General features: G+C 41.1%; 17 protein-coding genes. 9 read left to right on the top strand and 8 right to left on the bottom strand.

What is annotated here, in order from left to right; genetic code table 11:
• The 6 genes from HJP15_RS02275 to HJP15_RS02250 form a co-directional block, all read right to left on the bottom strand.
• The gene (locus HJP15_RS02275; protein ID WP_054204089.1) at nt 1-348 is read right to left on the bottom strand and encodes a cupin domain-containing protein; all 348 of its coding nucleotides are present in this window, start codon (nt 346-348) and stop codon (nt 1-3) included.
• 11 nt (nt 349-359) lie between these two features.
• A complete protein-coding gene (locus tag HJP15_RS02270) occupies nt 360-2,522 on the bottom strand; it encodes a heparinase II/III domain-containing protein (protein WP_502706958.1) in 2,163 nt (720 codons plus the stop codon).
• Nucleotides 2,523-2,577: 55 nt separating this feature from the next.
• Nucleotides 2,578-4,836: a polysaccharide lyase 6 family protein gene (locus tag HJP15_RS02265; RefSeq protein ID WP_170172967.1), complete on the bottom strand. Its 2,259-nt coding sequence runs from the start codon at nt 4,834-4,836 to the stop codon at nt 2,578-2,580.
• 118 nt (nt 4,837-4,954) lie between these two features.
• Nucleotides 4,955-5,833 carry an NAD(P)-dependent oxidoreductase gene (locus HJP15_RS02260; protein ID WP_054204086.1) on the bottom strand — a complete coding sequence of 293 codons (879 nt, stop codon included), beginning with the start codon at nt 5,831-5,833 and terminating at the stop codon, nt 4,955-4,957.
• A 605-nt stretch (nt 5,834-6,438) separates the two neighbouring features.
• Nucleotides 6,439-7,833 (bottom strand): prephenate-dependent tRNA uridine(34) hydroxylase TrhP, encoded by a 1,395-nt coding sequence (trhP, locus tag HJP15_RS02255; RefSeq protein ID WP_170172986.1) that lies wholly within the window; start codon nt 7,831-7,833, stop codon nt 6,439-6,441.
• Between the two features lie 215 nt (nt 7,834-8,048).
• Complete coding sequence (locus tag HJP15_RS02250; RefSeq protein WP_054204085.1) at nt 8,049-8,636, bottom strand: putative periplasmic lipoprotein; 588 nt, start codon at nt 8,634-8,636, stop codon at nt 8,049-8,051.
• Nucleotides 8,637-8,934: 298 nt separating this feature from the next.
• Between HJP15_RS02250 and ndk the strand changes: the two genes are divergently transcribed.
• The 9 genes from ndk to der all read left to right on the top strand — a co-directional run bounded on the left by ndk (nt 8,935) and on the right by der (nt 19,688).
• A complete protein-coding gene (gene ndk, locus HJP15_RS02245) occupies nt 8,935-9,366 on the top strand; it encodes a nucleoside-diphosphate kinase (protein ID WP_054204084.1) in 432 nt (143 codons plus the stop codon).
• Nucleotides 9,367-9,551: 185 nt separating this feature from the next.
• Nucleotides 9,552-10,685 carry a dual-specificity RNA methyltransferase RlmN gene (gene rlmN, locus HJP15_RS02240; RefSeq protein WP_054204083.1) on the top strand — a complete coding sequence of 378 codons (1,134 nt, stop codon included), beginning with the start codon at nt 9,552-9,554 and terminating at the stop codon, nt 10,683-10,685.
• Between the two features lie 108 nt (nt 10,686-10,793).
• Nucleotides 10,794-12,887, top strand: coding sequence for a type IV pilus biogenesis/stability protein PilW (gene pilW, locus HJP15_RS02235; RefSeq protein ID WP_170172966.1), 2,094 nt, complete (start codon nt 10,794-10,796; stop codon nt 12,885-12,887).
• The gene (locus tag HJP15_RS02230) at nt 12,884-13,792 is read left to right on the top strand and encodes a RodZ domain-containing protein (RefSeq protein ID WP_054204081.1); all 909 of its coding nucleotides are present in this window, start codon (nt 12,884-12,886) and stop codon (nt 13,790-13,792) included. The genes pilW and HJP15_RS02230 overlap by 4 nt, the downstream gene beginning before the upstream one ends.
• Before the next feature lie 5 nt (nt 13,793-13,797).
• A complete protein-coding gene (ispG, locus tag HJP15_RS02225; RefSeq protein WP_054204080.1) occupies nt 13,798-14,916 on the top strand; it encodes a flavodoxin-dependent (E)-4-hydroxy-3-methylbut-2-enyl-diphosphate synthase in 1,119 nt (372 codons plus the stop codon).
• Nucleotides 14,917-15,043: 127 nt separating this feature from the next.
• The gene (gene hisS, locus HJP15_RS02220) at nt 15,044-16,324 is read left to right on the top strand and encodes a histidine--tRNA ligase (protein ID WP_054204079.1); all 1,281 of its coding nucleotides are present in this window, start codon (nt 15,044-15,046) and stop codon (nt 16,322-16,324) included.
• 18 nt (nt 16,325-16,342) lie between these two features.
• Nucleotides 16,343-16,963: a YfgM family protein gene (locus HJP15_RS02215; protein ID WP_054204078.1), complete on the top strand. Its 621-nt coding sequence runs from the start codon at nt 16,343-16,345 to the stop codon at nt 16,961-16,963.
• 9 nt (nt 16,964-16,972) lie between these two features.
• Nucleotides 16,973-18,151, top strand: a complete 1,179-nt coding sequence (gene bamB, locus HJP15_RS02210) for an outer membrane protein assembly factor BamB (RefSeq protein WP_170172965.1) — start codon at nt 16,973-16,975, stop codon at nt 18,149-18,151.
• 73 nt (nt 18,152-18,224) lie between these two features.
• Complete coding sequence (gene der, locus HJP15_RS02205) at nt 18,225-19,688, top strand: ribosome biogenesis GTPase Der (protein ID WP_054204076.1); 1,464 nt, start codon at nt 18,225-18,227, stop codon at nt 19,686-19,688.
• 113 nt (nt 19,689-19,801) lie between these two features.
• On the opposite strand, the gene HJP15_RS02200 is transcribed toward der, so the two are convergent.
• On the bottom strand, nt 19,802-20,953 hold the full coding sequence (locus HJP15_RS02200) for a cytochrome-c peroxidase (RefSeq protein WP_170172964.1): 1,152 nt from the start codon (nt 20,951-20,953) through the stop codon (nt 19,802-19,804).
• Nucleotides 20,953-21,183, bottom strand: coding sequence for a hypothetical protein (locus HJP15_RS02195; protein WP_054204073.1), 231 nt, complete (start codon nt 21,181-21,183; stop codon nt 20,953-20,955). Before HJP15_RS02195 ends, HJP15_RS02200 begins: the two co-directional genes overlap by 1 nt.
• Between the last annotated feature and the right edge of the window lie 3 nt (nt 21,184-21,186).

Raw genomic sequence — 21,186 nt, 5'->3', positions numbered from 1 at the left:
TTATTTATCCTCTAAAAAATCTTCGCGCGCAGGGCTGAATGTATCAATTAAAATTCCCCCCGTCGGGCACGTTGCGCCGTGATCAGCATACGGAGGAATGAAACAGCTATCGCCCGTTTTTAAAATTTTAGTTACACCGTCAATATTAAAGTGAAACTCCCCTTCTACAACATAAGTCACTTGAGAATGACGGTGTGCATGGTTATAACCAATTGCCCCCTCTGCAAACCAAATCTTGACCGCCATCAGCTCTTCGTTATAACCCAACATTTGGCGCTTTAAGCCATTACCTAAGTCTTCAATTTCTGCTTCGTTAGCAAATGTAAAGTGATTGCTTTGCTTACTCATAGCAAATACTCCTAAATGTTGTTCATTAAATAAACGCCTAAACGGCCGTTTAATGAATATGATTGATGTTGATATTTAAATGATTTTTTACTCGTAAGCGTCGCATTATTAATCGCGATCAAATAGTGCTTTTTAGCTATTTCTAACTCAACAAGTACCATCTCACCCTGCTGTGAGTGCTTTAAGTTTGTCACTCTGCTTTGGGCCATTAAGGTATATTCTTTACTGGGGTTATATTCACCATGCGGTTCAAGTACTGAAACAAATTGATGTTGCTTAGTACCTGATACGCGGCGGATAAAACCGTGCTCATTGCGTAAGTTGAAGTTAGGATCAGTCGCACCAATCTGAGTGAATAAGAAGGATTCATCACCATTAACAAGTGATGTTGATGTGTAAAAGCGGCCATTGTCGTTCAGCCAAGATACCTTTGCTAATCCTTGCTTAGGTGTTGATCCTGCTTTTAACCAAAGATGCTGATAACCATTTTTGTCACCCAGCGCCGATAACTGTTTAGTATTGGCTTTGAGCTTAAAGTTGGTATCAATAAGCTGTCCTTTATAATGAAGCGGTAAATCAAGTTGATGCGCTTTATCTGCCACTACACTAAATAAATCTAGAGCGACTGTACTGTTCAACTCTTTTAGATTCACTAGGGCTAATGTGCGTTCAAGCTCAACACCTTTATAAGCGGTGCTAATTTCACCACTTGATACTGTGCCGTATTTTGACGTTTCAAAAAAGTTAAGTGTTGGCGCATTTTTATTGCCTACTTCTACGTCACCATTGAAGTGGCTCGTTTCATCAACCACCACGGTATTGTGAGCAACCGTTTGTTTAGCGTAACTATTATTCTCTGGCAGGTACCGGCCATCAAACTTAGCTTCCACATTTAAAAACCGCGCGGCACCGTAGTCAGAGACAATCTCTTCGCCTTTATCATAAAACTGCCATGTTAATTTATCGAAATGGCCATGCCCTAAACCTTGTGCTGCAGGCTTAAATAACAGTGCTTGGTCGCCATCAAGTTGGCTACGCATAATAACTAATGCGCCTTCTTTACCATCACTGCCGTCACCAAATGCCACTGATTTAAACGTGTAAGGTGTTGCTAAACCTTTATCAAGCGCCTGTGCTACTTTTAGGCCATCACCTGATAGAATGATTTGCCCTTGCTGCTTTGCAATATCTAAGTAGCCAGTATCATTAGTTAGGCTGTAGGCAACCGTAACACCATGTACAAGCTCAATGGTATCAATACCTTTACTTTTAATAGCATCATTAATAGGAAAAAATAAGCCGTTGTAGCTCAATTGAATGGTGGTATCTATTGCTTTTAACAACACGCCATCACGGTGCTCAGCAATTTTTCGTTGTGGCTCATTGTGTGCAATCGCTTGTGCAAAAGTAACAAAGGGTAATAAGGCAAAACGTTGGTAATAAGGCCCTTCGTTATAGTAACCTTGTGGAGAGAACAGCATATCTAGCTGCTTTAAAAAGCCTCCTTTACCTGACTTATCGAGGTCATATAACGCTTTTTCAACCCATTCGGGTTCGTTCATAACGTAACCCGCCATGCCTACGCCAGCAGTTGCCCACGTACCATGGTTGTGCACTTTATTGAATGTTGTTGGTTGCCCTTGCGATAAGAATAAGGCAACAGGACGAAGTAACTGTTGCTCAATGATATTAGTTTGCTGATCTGTCAGCGCATCATGAACCAAATCGTATGCTTGGATAGTATAAACTAACCACATTGCCTCATTTAGGCTTTGCCAAAACAATTTCCCTGGGTTTTGTGATTTCACTTTACGTTTCGGGTGTACATCTAAGCTAGGATAAAGTGTTGCGTACTCAAGTAACATATCGCGAACATAATTTGCGTATTTTTGTTGTTGGCTAAGCTGATAAATAATCCCAGCACGATACATTAATTGATAATTCTTTTTATGGCGCTCATGAGTGTAACCACCGCCACCATCTTTAGGCACGGGCACCACAATTGGAAATGCAATTTCTTTATCAACCTGCGCCTTTAAACTGTGATAGCGTTCACTAAAGTAGCCTTGACTATCAAGTGCGCCACGCATTTTGACAACATCGCTTTGCGTGATCACTAAATTAGGATGCGCAGCCAAAGAACTAAATGAAGCGACAGCAAGCACAACTGACATAGCACCCGCTTTTAATTTTGTTTGTAAGCTCGATAATGACATCAACAACACCCCACTAATTCTTAATTACTTTATTGTTTATTAATGTGGCCGTGTGCGGCCCTGCAACTCTAAGCTCAGTAACACTTGGCTGTTCAGTACTATCGAAGGTATTGTTAATGATCATCGTGTTTGGCTCACCCACTGTATGCTCAATAATAATAGGTGCTGATTTAACAAAGGTATTGTTATCTATATTCGTAACTTGCACACCATGGAGGTAAACACTCGCATTGCTTTTATTGCGTTTGCCAAGGCCTACATTTGTTAAGGTGTTACCTGTCATGCTCAAGTGGGGACCAAACGTGCTTTCATCAGTGCCACCACGATAAAGCTTAATTAAACTGCCATTGATATTGCTAAAGCGATTATCAACAAGCGTTACATAATCCGCGTTATAGATACCTAGATCTTCAATTTCACTGTCTAAGCGTAGGATATCGCCAGACACTTTATTAAATGTGTTATTCGTGAATGTTATTTCATCAGCAAGCGCACCTTTACCGGTTTTAAAAAAGTCAAAGGTATGGTTTATATCAAGGTCTGTTATCTGGCTATTCATCATCATTAAGCGATAATTATTAACCATGCCCCACTTTTTCGTCCTCACTACACTGTTGCCAGCGGAGTCTGGGCTGCTTTTGCCTGAAATAATTAATCCATCAAGCTTTAAGCTGCCACCATCATGAATTTCAAATAATGTTGAGCGCTCAAATGTCAGTGTTGTCTTGCCTTTTTTGTGTGCTTTAATAGTGAGTACTTTATCAATCGCAACAAGCTTAGATACATCGTATTGCCCGCCAGTCAGTTCTAACACATCGCCAGACTCAGCCGCTTCAATCGCGTTCAGTAATGCGTTAGCAGAGCCTTTAACTCTACGTGTTTTACCTGAGTCAAAAGCGATAATAGCGGGCACTTTTTCATACCAAGTAACACCCGTTTGGTCTTTAGCCAATACAGTTAAATTAGCTTTTGCACCTGCGTTAAACTTATTTGTGTTTGGCAGAAGTAACCCAGCTTTATTTCGCTTAAGTGATATGGCTTGTCGCTTTACACCGTACGCTACATCACTAAGCACCTCAGTATTGGTAAGATTACCAGTAAATTTAATGCCACTTACGTCGTCAAACGCGGTAAAAGGTTGCTGGTTATTTTCATTAATAATGAGGTTGTTTTTCATTACACTATTAATTGGCACTGCACTGCGCTCAGCATCACTGCCTGCCGCTAGCTGAATATGCCGCACGTTAACAAACGTATTGTTTTCTATTTGTGCGTTTTCTACTTGGTGATATCGATTAATCGATGAATTAGGCACGCCGTTCATCACAGTAAAGCCACTGCCAAAACGAAAGCCAGTTAATCCTTCAAGGTAATTATTACGGATTATTTGATCTTTATTGATAACCCGAATCCCACCGGTATGATCTACACCATTACCAAAAAAGATATTTTCTTCAATTAAGTTCCCATTACCATGGCGCATGGTCAATGTACCCCGGGCTTCAAAAAACACATTGTTACGGACAATGTTTTTACCTGATTTAATCGAAATAATTTCTACTTCACCATTCGTTTGCTCAAAATAGTTCTTCTCAACAAGCGTGAATGAGTCCGTCAAAGAGTAATGGCTTGTACCAATGCGCAACGTTTCCCCTCCGTTTGAACCAAACGTCGGGCGATAACCAAAGTAGTTATGGTCTATCTGATGGTAGTTTTCTTGGCTTTGTTTATTATTCAAACGTACAGCAACCGTTACGCCTTTATTGCGTTTACCCACTAAATGGTTATGATCAAAGCGATTATGTTGGCCATACAACGCAACCCAATAATCTGATTCTCGCTTATCGGGATTGTTATAGTTATCGATTACAACTTCTGAAACTCGTGAATGACGAGCTAGCTCATTTTTATTGCGGCGAAACTCAATAACTGCAGAAGTGGGGGTGAAGCCATTTTTAAATACCAAACCGCTGGCATGAAGGTATTCCCCAGCAAGGCGAAGGTTAGATTGCCCAGATAAAATAACTTTACCTTTGGTTTCTGCGCTGAGATGAATGGGGGACTGCTCTGTACCCTGACCTTGGAGCAATATTTCGAAGTCTGTCCACGTACCATTTTTTAAAATAACGTTATCGCCCGCTTTTAATTGCTGCGCAATATCCTTGTAGGCTTGTTGGTTATCAATAAAGTAGTCTTTGGCTGTTGCTGCTGTTGAAATACAACCAAGGATAACTAGGCTAAATTTTATTATAGTTAGATTGATCAATCGCATAGTTAACTCGTATGACTGGATTATACTGTTACCCGAATAAGATAACTCGCTTTCCCAGTGTTTATATGTGTGTGTAAAGGTGCTAAACATCTTGCCTAGCACCTAAAATTAACCAGAATTATTTATCTAGTGTTTTAAAGTAATCAAAAATTTCAGGTACGTTGCCTTGCCCCATGCCTGCATCAAACGCTGCTTGTAAATTAGCTGATGAACCTTCTGCAATTTTCGATTCAGTACCAAGGTCAGACACCATTTGCAGGAAGTAACCCAAGTCTTTATTAGCATTTGCGATTGAAAAACCTAAATCACTTACATTATCTACAGCGTAATTTTTGCAAAATTGCATAAACGGCGAGTTAGAAGGGCCCGTTGACATAATGTCAAACAATTGTTGACGATCAACACCTGCACGATCCGCCACTGCAAATGCTTGCGACATTGCACACACTGTTGTCATCCCCATAAAATTATTAATTAATTTTGTTGTGTGACCAGCACCAAGTTCACCTAAATGAAACACGTTCTCGCCTTGCTCTGCTAACACAGGCTTCACTTTATTGAATGTTTCTAAATCACCTGCGGCCATAATATTCAACAACCCGTCTTTAGCGTGTGCTGGCGTACGGCCCAATGGCGCATCAATCATACCAACGCCTTTTTCAGCGAGATCTGCACCAATTTTCTTTGTTGATGATGGAATTGATGTACCAAAATCAATAAGGACTGAGCCGGCTTTAAAACCGGCAAGCAAACCATCTTCTGCGTATACGACTTTTTCAACAATTGTTGATGTTGTTAAACACAGCATGACAATGTCAGCTGCGGCTGCAAGCTCTTTTGCTGTGGCCACCGTTTTCGCGCCACGCTCAACACATTTAGCAACAGACTCTTTATTAAGGTCCATTACAACCAGCTCGTAGCCTTTATTTTGTAAGTTCTCGACCATATTGCCGCCCATAAGGCCTAGCCCAATGAAACCAATTGTTGGTTTAGACATGAATAACTCCTAAATTATTGAGCGTTTATTTCAACGCTATTTATCAGCTAAGTATCAGTGACACAGCTTCGCTTTATTGAACCTCTGGAGTTTCCCTAATAGTAGTAAAACTCTGAAAATTTGCTGAGAGGTAAAATACATCACTCGTAAAAACTTACCAATCAACGTATGAAAACAGTATTACCCAGCAAGCATATTGTCAACCAATTTGTATATCAATAATTTAAATAGGTAATAATAAAACTATAGTGTTTTCATAATTAAAAAAGCTACAAGTAAAAAAAGCGGAGAACAAAAACCAATAAAGTACTGATAAATATAAACAAAAGTAGCAAGCAAAACCAGGATCAATAGATAGGAGATAAAACCAAAGAATTGGTAATAACAAAATTAAAAAGTGGTAAGGTGGTAAGTTCTTAAATCTCGATTGTGTTTGAACTTACCAAATACGTTCAGATCAACAAAAGAATCATGTATGAGCTTAAAGGTAAATTGTTAACCGAGAAATAAGGGATCGTAAAAGTAGGGATTAGCTTTAATAGATTGATACATTTTTTTACAGAAAGAGGTGAATTAATACAAAGAGTTAAATCGTATTGCCGTGGTTAAACCACGGCTTTTTTAAACGGATTACGGGTATCTTGGTTTTCATCCAAGTTACGCATCAAAATAGCATGTTCTAAGTTTATGCTTTCAGGTAATAGGATACTAACGATGTGGCCAGAGCCTTTGGCGTCAGTAATATTCTCACCTTTTTTGTTCTGCATCGCTTGCAGTGTAAAGTTAAAGTTACCCAGCGGGGTCATTAGCTCCAGTGAGTGGCCCACGCAAAACTTATTCTTCACATCAATCTGCACTAACCCGTGCTCATCTCGACCAAGCACTTCGCCAACAAACTGTTGTTTGTCTGACACTGAATGGCCGTATTCGTAGTTTTGGTAGTCTTGGTGAGCGTGGCGTTTTAAAAAGCCTTCGGTATACCCTCGATGTGCTAGACTCTCAAGTGTTTTAAATAGGTTGGCATCAAAGGGTTTACCTGCCACGGCATCATCAATGGCTTTGCGGTACACTTGTGCGGTGCGGGCTACGTAATAAAATGATTTAGTACGCCCTTCTATTTTTAAGCTGTGCACGCCCATTTTTGTTAATTGATCAACGTATTGTATAGCGCGTAAATCTTTTGAATTCATGATGTAAGTGCCGTGCTCGTCTTCAAACGCGGGCATATATTCACCAGGGCGGCCTTGCTCTTCAAGCATCACAATGTCGTCGCTCGGTGCGCCTTCGCCAAGTGTCGGGATCACATCTTTCGGATCAATTTTATGTACCATCTCACCGGTTTCGTTCTCAGTGCCGGGCTTTACGTCGTACTCCCAACGACATGCATTAGTGCAAGTACCTTGGTTAGGATCCCGCTTGTTTATGTAACCCGAGAGCAAGCAACGCCCTGAATACGCCATACATAGTGCGCCATGTACAAATACTTCGAGCTCTGTTTCTGGGCACAGTGTGCGAATTTCGCTGATTTCTTCAAGTGATAATTCGCGCGATAAAATAACGCGTTCTATGCCCTGCTTTGCCCAAAACTTAACGCTTGCGAAGTTTACCGCATTCGCTTGTACCGATAGATGAATGGGCATATCGGGCCACTTGTCACGAACTAGCATGATTAAACCAGGATCTGACATGATCAACGCATCCGGTTTCATAGCTATCACAGGTTCAATATCACGCAGGTAAGAGTTAACTTTAGCGTTGTGCGGCGCGATGTTTGATACCACATAAAACTTTTTACCTTGTGCGTGAGCTTCGTTAATGCCTATTTTAAGGGTATCGAGATCAAATTCATTATTTCGCACCCGTAAACTGTAACGAGGCTGCCCCGCATACACGGCATCTGCACCGTAGGCGAATGCGTAACGCATATTTTTTAAACTGCCTGCTGGCGATAGCAACTCAGGCACAAAAAGATCTGGGGTAGATGAATTAGGGGTAGAAATAGCTGACGGCATGCGCGCTCCATACATCGAACTGAGTGCAAATCAGTTGCATGAAAATTGAGATTAAGTGAAGCGCGAGAGTGTATGGCGTTTAAGGTAGCTTTATGTTGATCAGAATCAATCAAACCCGTCTTATTCTTTTTTAAATTATCTCAGCTGCAATAGCAAGTGAGCCTTTACAGCTGAGATGTTAACCATACCGTGAGGTGTGCCAGTTAGTTAGAAAGTAAAACCTCAGGGGTCTCTAGTAAAAACTGCTTACCGTTGTCTAAGCTAATTTCGATATAAAACACATGGCTGCTTTCAAATTCAGGCGCTGTATTTAGTGTAAAATTAAAGTACCTTTGCATCATAACGGGCAGTAACTCTTGCACTTTTGTAACTGTAACCGCTTCTTGACTATTCTCAATATTAAATTCAATGACACTAAACACATCGTTTAAACTGCTGCCAGCTGTTAAGTCAGCACTAAAGTCAGCGGACGAATAAACATTAAGCTTGGTTAATTTATTATTAGCCGGGATAACAACAGGCAAGGTTACGCAATTTTCAGCATACGTTTTGTTTTCATCGAATTCGTTACCGGCACTGTAAACATTGGTGCCTGAGGCTTCAAATGATACGTTGATTTTGTCGTAGGAAATTAAAGTATTCGCTTGGTACTGGCCATTATTAACCGCTAATTCAATGTCATTTATATCAATTGCAATCGCTGTAGGCGGGCATTCTAATGCAGCCTCGTTGTCTGAACCACACGCTGTAATAAAGCTGGCTAACAGCGCAATCACTAATAACTTTTTCATTTTTATTATCTCCTTTGTGTAAGAAAAAAATCCTATAGAGCGGCTAAACTTACAGTACATTTTCACCCCCAGCAACAACTCACCTTAAAATTAACAAAGCAACACAAAAGGTAACAACAATTAACAAAACGTCATCAAAATCAACCTAGAAAACTAAAATCATTTTCCTCCTATTCTTTGAAACGGTCTAATTGTCATTTTGCTCGTTTTTAATAATACTAGGCATTACCTCCTAAAGCGCGTATAATTCGCGCCCGTTAATATTCACACTTTTACTTAAAATTATTGGAGCATAAAGATGGCTTTAGAGCGTACTTTCTCAATCGTAAAACCTGATGCAGTTGCAAAAAACCACATTGGCGCTATCTACAACCGTTTCGAATCTGCTGGCCTTAAAATCGTTGCAGCTAAAATGGTTCACCTTTCACAAGAGAAAGCTGAAGGTTTCTACGCAGAGCACAGCGAGCGCCCTTTCTTTGGTGCTTTAGTATCTTTCATGACATCTGGTCCAGTAATGGTTACAGTTCTTGAAGGCGAAAACGCTGTTCTTAAAAATCGCGAAATCATGGGTGCTACTAACCCTGCTGAAGCACTAGCTGGCACTTTACGTGCAGACTACGCTGATAGCATCGACGAAAATGCTGTTCACGGTTCTGATGCTGTTGAATCTGCTGCTCGCGAAATCGCGTATTTCTTCGCTGACGAAGAGCTTTGCCCACGTACTCGTTAATTCGAGTTTCACAGCTAACCCTGTGATGCAAAGTATGAAAAGGGCTTTCGAGCCCTTTTTTAGTCATTATGTAAAGTATTAAACACTCTATTTATGATGTTTTACTTAATGATTAAAGTGTGTGAATTGTGTACAATTCGCCCTTGTAAATTTTTATCACCACCGTCACTGATTAAGGTTGTTTCATGACCACCGAGCAAAAAAAGATTAATTTATTAGATTTAAACCGAGAAGCAATGCGCGAACTATTTGCATCGTTCGGTGAAAAACCGTTTCGTAGTGACCAGGTGATGAAATGGATTTATCATTTTGGCGTTGATAACTTTGACGACATGAGCAACGTAAACAAAAAGCTAAAAGAAAAACTTAAAGCTGAATGCGAAATTGTTGCACCTGAGATCACTGTACGCCAGCAAGCCAGTGACGGCACGATTAAGTATGCGCTTATACTTGAAGGCGGCCAAGAAGTTGAAGCTGTTTGGATCCCTGAAAAAGAACGCGCAACTTTATGTGTATCTTCACAGGTAGGTTGTGCGCTTGAATGTACATTCTGCTCTACTGCACAACAAGGCTTTAACCGTAACTTAAAAGTATCTGAGATCATTGGCCAAGTTTGGCGCGTTGCTAAAGATATTGGCCTTGATGGTCATAGTGAAAAACGCCCTGTCACTAACGTCGTAATGATGGGTATGGGTGAGCCATTACTTAATCTTAAAAACGTTGTGCCAGCAATGGAATTAATGATGGACGATTGGGGCTTTGGTTTATCTAAGCGCCGCGTTACGTTAAGTACGTCTGGTGTTGTACCTGCACTTGATTTATTAAAAGAAAAAATCGACGTTGCATTGGCAATTTCTCTGCATGCGCCTGATAACGCGTTGCGTGATATTTTAGTGCCAATCAATAAAAAATACCCGATTGAAGAGTTTTTAGCTGCATGTCGTCGTTACATTGATGGGTCTAAAGCTAATAAAGACGTAACCATTGAGTATGTAATGCTAAACGGTATTAATGACAGCACAGATCAGGCTCATGAGTTAGTTAAAACGCTAAAAGGCACCCCGTCTAAAGTGAACCTTATTCCGTTTAACCCATTCCCGGGTAACGAATATACACGCTCAAGTAATAGCCGTATTGATCGCTTTTCAAAAGTGTTACAAGCAGCGGGTATTACCTGTATTGTTCGTCGTACTCGTGGTGACGACATTGATGCAGCCTGCGGCCAATTAGTGGGTGATGTTGTTGACCGTACTAAACGTTTAGCGAAAAAGAAAATGCGTGACGATAATGCTATTTCGGTGAATATTCACCAAGCTTAACTTATCTAAAAAACCAAAAGCACCTGTGTTGAGTAAATAATTGATGCAACACGAGTGCTTTTAGGTAAGATAGGCACAATATATGGATAATAATAAAGAGATTAGGAAATGCGATCCTTACTTGCTTTAACTGTCAGCGTACTTGCTCTAACAGGCTGTGTGACTGAGAATAGTTATGATGGCAATGACAAACCCGTTGTCGAAAATAAAATCAACAATGTCGGTGCAGCACGCACGCGTATCGCTCTTGCTCTTCAATATTTAAATACTGGTAATAATTCACAAGCAAAGTATAACCTCGAGCGAGCCGCATCTTTCGCGCCAAACTTACCCGAAGTACACTATTCATTTGCTTATTACTACCAGCAAGTCGGTGAGAATATACTTGCTGATAAATCCTACCAAAAAGCACTTGAAATAAACCCTGATGATCCAAATACACGTAATAACTATGGTGTATTTTTGTGTGGCATTGATGAATATGACCGCGCCACAGAGCAATTACTTAAAGCAATTTCGATCCCGAGCTATATTCGGGTTGCTGAAAGTTATGAAAACTTAGCATTATGTGCAATCGAATTTGACGATTTTGATAATGCCGAGAAGTATTTCATATCAGCGATAAAACATAGTTCAATGCGTGCATCGTCACTCATTAGTTTAGCTGCATTATATTATGCCAAAAGTGACTTACATAAAGCACAAGCACTCCTTGAACGTTATGAAAATTCAGGGCAAATATCGTCTCGATCGTTGTTTTTAAGTTATTTGATAGAACAACGTATGGGACATATCGAAAAAGCTGAAACCACTGCCGCAACGATACTGCAAACCTACCCTACAACAAATGAAGCGGTGCTTATTCGTGAACAACGAATCAAACACAGTGAATTTGAAATATTGCGCTTACAATATCGACAAGCAAAATTAGACGAGTTAAAAGAAAATAGCCCAAGTGGCACTTTTAACTCAGCGCCAAAAATGCGCATTGTAAAAAAGAAAAAAGCGCCGCCAAAAACCACAGCGGCGCAGGCAATCAATAAGCCAACAAGTATTGACTCTGTAACAACGCAAAAAAATGACGTTGTACGAGCAAGTTCTAATGACTTAAATTCTGCTTTATTAACTGTGCCTGCAGAGCCCACAAAGGCCGAGCCTGTTACGGAAGTTGAGCTACAGTCTACTGAAACAATTACCAAGCAACCGGTCAATATTAGCAGCCCTCCAGTTGATACAGGTGCTGTACTAGCAGCATTGGCGATTATAGAAACCAATGTAACCGAAGAGCAGCCTGCAATAGTGACGCCACCAACGCAGGTTGTTAAACAAGTACAAAAAAATAATGATGCCGCTGCTGTCATGTCTGCATTAGCCTTAACACCAGACAAAAATGTGACACCTGATACGCCAATAGAACACACAGCTAGTTCTGTAATAATACCAGACGTGATTGTTGAGAAAGCACCTGAGCCAACATTAGCAGTGCCAACGGTGCATTTAGCCGCTAATCAACAAATAACACAGCCAGTAGTAAATAAAAATGTCCCTGCTGTTGTAAGTGTCGATACCAAGCCTGTTACAAAAAAAGAAACGCCCCCTCAAGATGGCATTAAAATTGTTTCTTTTGGCGCACCCAGTACCAACAGCAACAACAACAACAACAACAACAACACGAACAACAACTCAAGCCAAGCTGCACCAACCAACCAAGTTCAGTTTTCAAGTGAATTGAGTGAAGATGAAAAGGTGGTATTTTATCAACCGCAGCGTAATGAAGCTGTATTTGCAGGGCAAAATGAACGTTATAGCAATCAACCTGAAGTACGCTTCTCTGGCACTGAGCAATACAATCAAGCACCTATGCTCAACTCTCGCGTCCCTCAACTAACAACTCCTTACCATGTTCTACAAGATGGTGAAAACCTATTTAGCATTTCTGTACGATACAATGTTAAACTACAAAAGTTACTCCAATGGAATGGTCTAAGAGAATCTGATCGGGTGGCCAATGGGACTAATATTTACCTCAATGACCCCAATATTTATTACAAAATTAACACTGGTGATACCTTATACAGTATTGCCACTGAGCGTCGTTTATTAATTGATCAGTTAATGCGATGGAATAAATTAAGCCCGGATGTTGCACTTAAACCTGGGCATAGACTGTTACTAGTGGATCCTGAATCATACGCTTTATGAATGATGAAAATACTGAATCAACGCCGATCACTCTTGGTCAGACTTTAAAAAATGCCCGAGAGCAGGCCAATGTTAGCCGTGAAGAGCTAGCAAATAAATTAAAATTATCCGTATTGCAATTGCAGCACTTGGAAAACGACGACCATCTTCTTCTTGGCCCTGCAACCTTTACTAAAGGGTATGCAAAAAGCTACTGCCGTGAATTTAATTTAGATAAAACAGCAGTGATGAATTTGTTTCCTGAACAACCCGAAGTGCTTAAAAAAAGCAATATGCAAAGTTTTTCAAAACGCACAGAAAAAGAAGCAAACGATAGCCGTCTAATGCTGGTTAGCTATGCAATTTTAGCCATTGTTATTGGTTCTTCTGCACTTTGGTGGTGGCAAAATGCCACTCCCATCAAAGAGTCAGTGGTTACACCATTATTAAATAATACACTCGGTAGTGATGAAGAAAACCAAGTACCAAAAAACACAACTGAACTTAAAGAACGTGATATTACCAATGCTGATTTTACAGCCGATGACGCTAATGATGACAGCGTTTTACCAGATGACGAAAAACGCACTAAAATAGAACAAATGAGACTTTCGGCATCACAAGTATCGTTTCCAAGTAGCAAAGCGACGCAAACAGCGACAGCTGATAAAGAAAACGCTTTAAGCACAATTGTTATGCGCTTTAATCAAGAGAGTTGGGTAGAAATACACGACGGTGAAGGCGATAAAGTCGCCTTTGGTGTGAAAAAAGCAGGTTATGTGATGACGGTATCAGGAAAACCACCTTTTTCTGTCGTCTTGGGCAAACACCAAGTTATTGATATCACATTAGACGGTGATGCTATTGATATATCACATTTTCCACAAAACCGTTTAGCCAAATTTAATTTACCACTAGCAGAGTAGTCGCTATGTTTTCAGAATCTCCAATCAAACGCAGAAAGTCAACGCGTATAAATGTAGGTAATGTACCTATAGGTGATGGTGCCCCGATTGCCGTGCAGTCAATGACCAACACCGATACTATGGATGTTGATGCAACCGTTGCACAAATTCAGGCAATTCAAGATGCAGGCGCAGATATTGTGCGCGTATCTGTGCCAACCATGGATGCGGCCGACGCATTTAGAAGTATAAAAGAGCAAGTAACTATCCCGCTTGTCGCAGACATTCATTTTGACTACCGTATTGCGCTCAAAGTAGCGAAATATGGTGTAGATTGCCTGCGTATTAATCCGGGCAATATCGGCAGCGAAGAACGCATTCGTGCGGTCGTTGACTCTGCTCGTGAGCACAATATTCCCATTCGTATTGGTGTTAATGGCGGCTCGTTAGAGCGCGATTTGCAAGAAAAATATGGCGAGCCTACACCAGAGGCTTTGCTTGAATCAGCCATGCGCCATGTGAATATTTTGCGCCGCCTCGATTTCGACCAATTTAAAATATCAGTAAAGGCCTCTGACGTATTTTTAGCGGTTGGCGCATACCGCCTGCTCGCAAAAGAAATTGACCAACCTTTACATCTTGGTATTACAGAAGCTGGCGGCATGCGTTCTGGCTCAGTTAAGTCTGCAGTTGGCTTAGGTATGTTACTTGCCGAGGGCATTGGCGATACTTTACGTGTCTCCTTGGCGGCTGATCCTGTGCAAGAAATCAAAGTCGGTTTTGATATTCTAAAATCATTACGAATTCGTTCTCGTGGGATTAATTTTATTGCGTGCCCAAGCTGTTCTCGCCAAGAGTTTGATGTGGTTAGCACCATGAATGCACTTGAAGAACGCTTGGAAGATATCATCGAGCCGGTGTCGGTATCGGTCATTGGTTGCGTAGTAAATGGCCCAGGTGAAGCACTTGTCAGTGACATTGGTTTAGCCGGTGCAAACCGCCGTTCAGGCCTTTATATCAATGGTGAGCGCCAAAAAGCCCGCATTGATAACAACAATATTGTTGATCAGCTCGAAGGTTATGTACGTGACTTTATCGCCGAAAAAGAAAAACAGACCCCAATTGACATAAAAATCGTCGAATAAAGTCAATATAGTCGGCAAACTGGGTGGTTTGCCGCACGCATGCCAGCTATAATGGCGGGTCAATTTTTAGCATTCTTGTTGTGTAGTCTTTTATTTATTACACAAAAACAGTTTTTAGGATTTATCAGTGGCAAAACAAATTCAGGCAGTTCGCGGTATGAACGATTGTCTGCCAGGCGATACACAAGTTTGGCAGAAAGTAGAAAACATTTTACGCGAGACGGTAGCATCGTTCGGTTATCAAGAAATTCGTTTTCCAATTGTAGAATCAACCGATCTTTTTAAGCGCTCTATTGGTGAAGTAACCGATATTGTAGAAAAAGAAATGTATACCTTTGCAGATCGTAATGGCGACTTACTAACCTTGCGCCCTGAAGGTACTGCAGTGTGTGTTCGTGCAGGTAACCAAAACGGTTTACTGTATAACCAAGAGCAACGCCTTTGGTATATGGGCCCAATGTTTCGTCATGAGCGTCCGCAAAAAGGCCGTTATCGTCAATTTCATCAGTTTGGTTTAGAAACGTTTGGTATTGCCAGTGCTGATATTGATGCAGAAGTGATATTACTAACTGCACAATTATGGCAAGCATTTGGTATTAATGAACACGTTCGTTTAGAGCTTAATTCTTTAGGTTCGAATGAAGCGCGCGCTGATTACCGTGATGCATTAGTTGCTTATTTAGAGCAACATATTGATGTACTCGATGAAGACTCAAAACGTCGTATGCATTCAAACCCTTTGCGTGTACTTGATAGTAAAAACCCAGACGTACAAGCCATCTTAACTGATGCGCCTAAACTGTCTGAGCACTTAGATGCTGAATCAAAAGCACATTTTGAAAATTTATGTGAACGTTTAGACGCGGCTGGCGTCATATACACGGTTAATGAAAAGCTCGTACGCGGCCTTGATTACTATAACCGCACTGTTTTTGAGTGGGTAACAGACAGCCTAGGTGCACAAGGTACTGTATGTGCCGGTGGGCGTTACGATGGTTTAGTTGAACAGCTTGGCGGTAAAGCCACTCCTGCTGTGGGCTTTGCTATGGGACTTGAGCGTTTAGTACTATTGTTACAAGCTTTAGAATGTGTTGGTGACATTCGCCGTAATGCTGATGTATATTTGGCGGCAATGGGCGATAAAGCAAGTATTCAAGCGCCACTTATTGCGGCTAAATTACGTGCTGAAGTACCTGGCCTGCGAGTTATGGTTCACGCAGGTGGTGGTAACTTTAAAAAGCAATTAAAACGTGCCGATAAAAGTGATGCAGTGGTTGCACTGATCATTGGCGATGACGAATTAGAACAAGGCGTTGTGACTGTTAAATATTTACGAGAACGTAAAGAGCAAGTCACATTAGAATTAGAACAAATTAAAACGCTGTTAGCTGAGCTTGTGCAAAGCTAAATAGTATAAGAGGTAAGAATGGATATTTATTCAACAGAAGAACAACAAGCTGAAGCAATTAAGCGCTTTTTCCGTGAAAATGGCCTATCACTTGCGCTTGGCGTAATTGTTGGTTTAGGTGGTTTGTATGGCTGGAAAGCCTATAACCAGAATCAACTAACCACGGCTGAATCCGCATCAGATGCCTACACTCAACTAGTTGAAGGTGGCGAAGTTCTTGGTGCTGCTGATCAGTTTATCGCTGATAATAAAGATACTAACTACAGCGTACTTGCCGCTTTTGTTGCTGCAAAAGAAGCCGTTGAACAAGATAAATTAGATGTTGCCAGCGAAAAATTAAACTGGATTATCAGCAACGTTGCTAATAGCGACTTAAAAGCAACTGCGACGACACGTTTAGCACGAGTTCAAATTGCACAACAGCAATATGACCAAGCATTAACAACATTAAATACCACGCTATCGCCTGCATTTGCAGCTGCAGTGGCTGAGTTACAAGGTGATGTTTACACAGCTCAAGGTAAACAAGAGCAAGCTCGTACGGCGTATCAAAGTGCCGCAGATGCAGGTGGCCTTGAGAATAACCCATTATTGCAAATCAAACTTGATGACTTGGCAGTAACTAGCCCAGCGGCATAAGGGGTTACCATGAAAAAATTAACAGCAGCAAGTATCGCTTTATGTATGGCTACCCTAATGGGTTGCTCATCTAGCGATGACGAAGAAGAACTCGTATTACCTGAAATCGTTAATCAATTTGAAACCGACGTAGTGTGGCAAGAAAGTATTGGCGATGGTGTAGAACATTATTTTTCTCGTCTTACGCCAGCCGTTTACAATGATCGTGTTTTTGTAGCAAACCGTGAAGGTGAAGTCGAAGCTCTATCACTGGTTAATGGTGATACTATTTGGCAAACTGACGTACGTGAAAATACAACATTTTGGCCATGGGAAAGTGACGTCAGTGCAAAACTCTCTGGTGGTATTTTACAAGCTTATGGCAAAATATTTATCGGCTCTGAGCACGGCTATTTAACAGCGCTTGACCGTGAAACAGGTGAAATTGTTTGGCGTAAAACAGTCCCTGGTGAAGTATTATCTAAACCAGCGGCAGGCGATGGCCTTATTTTTGTTAATTTAGGTTCTGGTAAATTACTTGCCCTACACCCTGATACTGGCGAAGAGCGCTGGAGTCATGAGCAAGAAGTACCAGCACTAACATTACGTGGGCAAAGCTCACCAACCGTTGCTAACGGTGGTGTATTAGTTGGCCTTGAAACAGGCAAACTAAGTGTATTTATTTCTGAAAGCGGTTACTCAGCATGGAGTTCTGAAATAGCAACAGCAAAAGGCTCATCAGAGTTTGAACGCCTAGTTGATGTTGACACACAACCACTGATCAGCGGACCTTACGCGTATGCTATTGCCTATAATGGTAATTTAGCCGCTGTTGATATTCGCTCAGGTAACGTTGTATGGAAACGCGAGTACAGCAGTTACCGTGAGATGTCTATGGATGGACAAACTATCTATGTAGTAGATAGTGACGGCGTTGTATATGCACTTGATAAAAGCTCTGGCATTGAACGCTGGAGTCAACCGGCCCTTCGTGGTTGGTATTTAACAGGGCCTGCGGTAGCAGGAAATTATTTAGCATTAGGCGACCAAGAAGGTTACTTACATTGGCTAAATAAAGAGTCAGGCGAGCTTGTATCGCGTGAAGACTTCGACAGTTCAGGTTTCTTTGTTGAGCCAGTTGTTGCGGACGACAAACTGATTTTATACACCCGAGATGGTGAAGTAAGTGCGGTAAAAATTCCGAACTAACTTACTAATACTAAATGTATTTTTTTAAGGCTTCGCACTGCGAAGCCTTTGTTGTTTTTTTAAGAGGTAGTTTATGCTTCCCGTGATCGCTCTAGTTGGGCGACCCAATGTGGGCAAATCCACATTATTTAACCGTTTAACACGTACTCGTGACGCACTCGTTGCCGATTTCCCGGGCCTTACACGAGATAGAAAATATGGCCAAGCTAATTACGATGGCTATGAATTTATCGTGGTAGACACGGGTGGTATCGATGGCTCAGAAAAAGGCATTGAAATCGAGATGGCTGATCAATCGCTACTCGCGATTGAAGAAGCTGACATCGTATTATTCTTAGTTGATGCGCGCGTAGGTATGACGGTGGCTGATCAAGCCATTGCAAACCATTTACGCAAACAAGAGAAGAAAAGCTTTGTTGTTGCCAACAAAACCGATGGTATTGATGCCGATTCAAACTGCGCTGAGTTTTATCAATTATCGTTAGGCGAAGTACACCATATTGCTGCAGCACATGGCCGCGGTATCACTTTGTTACTTGAGCAAACTTTGCAGCCCGTGATCGCTGAGTTATCAGCATTAAATGATGATGGCACTGGTGATGACGAAGAACTTGTAGATTTATACGCTGAAGATGGCGAAGAGATTGAGCAAGAAGCGTTTGCTGATAAGCCAGTGAAATTGGCTATCATTGGTCGCCCTAATGTTGGTAAGTCAACGCTAACTAACCGTATATTGGGTGAAGAGCGGGTTATTGTTTATGATATGCCAGGCACAACACGCGACTCTATTTACATTCCAATGACGCGTAATGAAAAAGAGTACGTATTAATCGATACCGCTGGTGTTCGTAAACGTAAAAAAGTAAGTGATGTCGTTGAAAAGTTCTCAGTGATCAAAACACTACAAGCAATCGAAGATTGTAACGTCGTGTTATTGGTTGTTGATGCGCGTGACGGTATTTCTGATCAAGATTTAAGCTTACTTGGCTTTGCTTTAAACTCTGGTCGTTCACTGGTTATTGCCGTGAATAAATGGGATGGTCTGGATGACTACGTCAAAGACCGTATCAAATCTGAGCTTGATCGTCGTTTAGGCTTTATTGACTTCGCACGCTTACACTTTATCTCTGCTTTGCATGGTACGGGGGTTGGCCATTTATTTGAGTCAATTGACGAAGCTTATGCCTCAGCAACTAAACGTATCAGCACCGCTATGCTACGTCGTATCATGGATATGGCACAAGCCGATCACCAGCCACCGCTTGTTCGTGGTCGTCGTGTGAAGCTTAAATATGCCCATGCAGGTGGTTATAATCCGCCACGTATTGTGATCCACGGTAACCAAGTACATGATTTACCTGATAGCTATAAACGCTACCTGATGAACTACTACCGTAAAGCACTAAAAATTATGGGCACGCCAATCAAAATTGAATTTAGAGAAGGCGAAAACCCATTTGCAGGACGTACTAATAAAGTAACGCTTTCGCAAAAACGTAAGATCCGCGCGTTTAGTAAAGAAAACCGCAATAAATAGTAAGCTGTAAGCTGTAAGCTGTAAGCTGTAAGCTGTAAGCTGTAAAATTAAACCTTGTAGAGACGTACTCTACAAGGTTTTTTTATGGCTCACTATAATTTTTACTTACCATTTCATTTTGATTGCGATAAGAATGAAAAATGCGGGCCTCTTGCTGGGTGAGCTGTAATGGCATTTAAAAACGCCTCTAGCGCTTTCATTTCTTCTGTGGTCAGTAATAAAGGCTGCAAAATGGGTGATGTTTCAGGGAAAAACACATCATTTTTGTCCTTAGGGATCCGTACGCCTCCTGCATTATAAATATTGATAATACCTTCCATGCTTGCAAATAAACCATTGTGCATCCAAGGTTTAGTGTTCATCACCCCACGAAGACTAGGCGTTTTAAATTTACCTACATCATCAGGCATACCGGTGATGTTAAATAATCCAAGGTCTTCGTACTCCCTTTTATAGTAAGTAAGACCGATATTGTGAAATTTGTTATCTGAAAAAAGTGCGCCAGAATGACAGTTCATACATCGCGCTTTGGTTCTAAATAAGTGCATCCCCCACAACGCTTGATCGCTTAATTTTTTAGCGCAAAAGTCCTTCTTTTTGGGGTCCTCTTGCGTAATTGCATGCATAAAATAATCAAAGTCTGCATTACGTGAACGAATAGTCCGTTGAAAAGTCGCCAACGCTTTTGCGACATCACTCACTTCAATTATATTTTTGCCAAACACCTCATTGAACTTACTTTTATAGTACGCGTTAATATTTAACCTTAGCCCTAACTCAAACAGCCGAAAATTCATTTCGTTGCTATCTTGTATTGGCATTAACGCTTGTTGCTCTAATGAGCTTGCTCTGCCATCCCAAAATAAGGTTTCCCAAAGCGCTGCATTTTCAATACTGGGCGCATTACGTTTACCAAAACGACGGTTATGGCCAAACGACACTTCACGACCATCTGCCCAACCTAAATCTCTATCGTGACAACTCGCACAGGCTATATGCTTAGATGAAGATAAAATAGGATCGTGAAATAGCGCTTCCCCTAGTCGCATTTTAGCCACTGAAAAAGGGTTTGATTCAGGAAATATGATCGCTGGTAATAAACCAATCTCATGATGCGCAATACCAGGGTCTAAAAAAGGCTTTGGCCACTTATCGCTAGGTTGAAGGTATTGCTCACGTAGAGATTCAAAGTTAATAGGCTGAGCACTTAAATTAAATGCCCCGCTTATTAACACAACTAAAAATAAATAAGCGGGTTTAAACATTACTTATTTTTTTCTAATGAGAAGGTTTTACCATCAGCTGCAACAAGCTTTTTTACTTCATCAATGTGTAATTCATTTATATCAATACACATATCTTCGCGTTTTTTTCTTGCCGACAGTAGCGCTGCAGGTTCAGAAATAAACCGCTCGATTTTAATCGCGTGCGTGTCAGCGTCTGCGTTATAGCACAGCTGCGTAGCCGTAAGGGTTAATACAAGTAGTGATGTCATAAT

It is taken from the genome of Pseudoalteromonas sp. NEC-BIFX-2020_002 (assembly GCF_013002825.1).
Taxonomy (GTDB): Bacteria; Pseudomonadota; Gammaproteobacteria; order Enterobacterales; family Alteromonadaceae; genus Pseudoalteromonas; species Pseudoalteromonas neustonica.
Note: the sequence above shows the minus strand (reverse complement) of the source record. Positions and strands in the feature narration are given on the sequence as shown.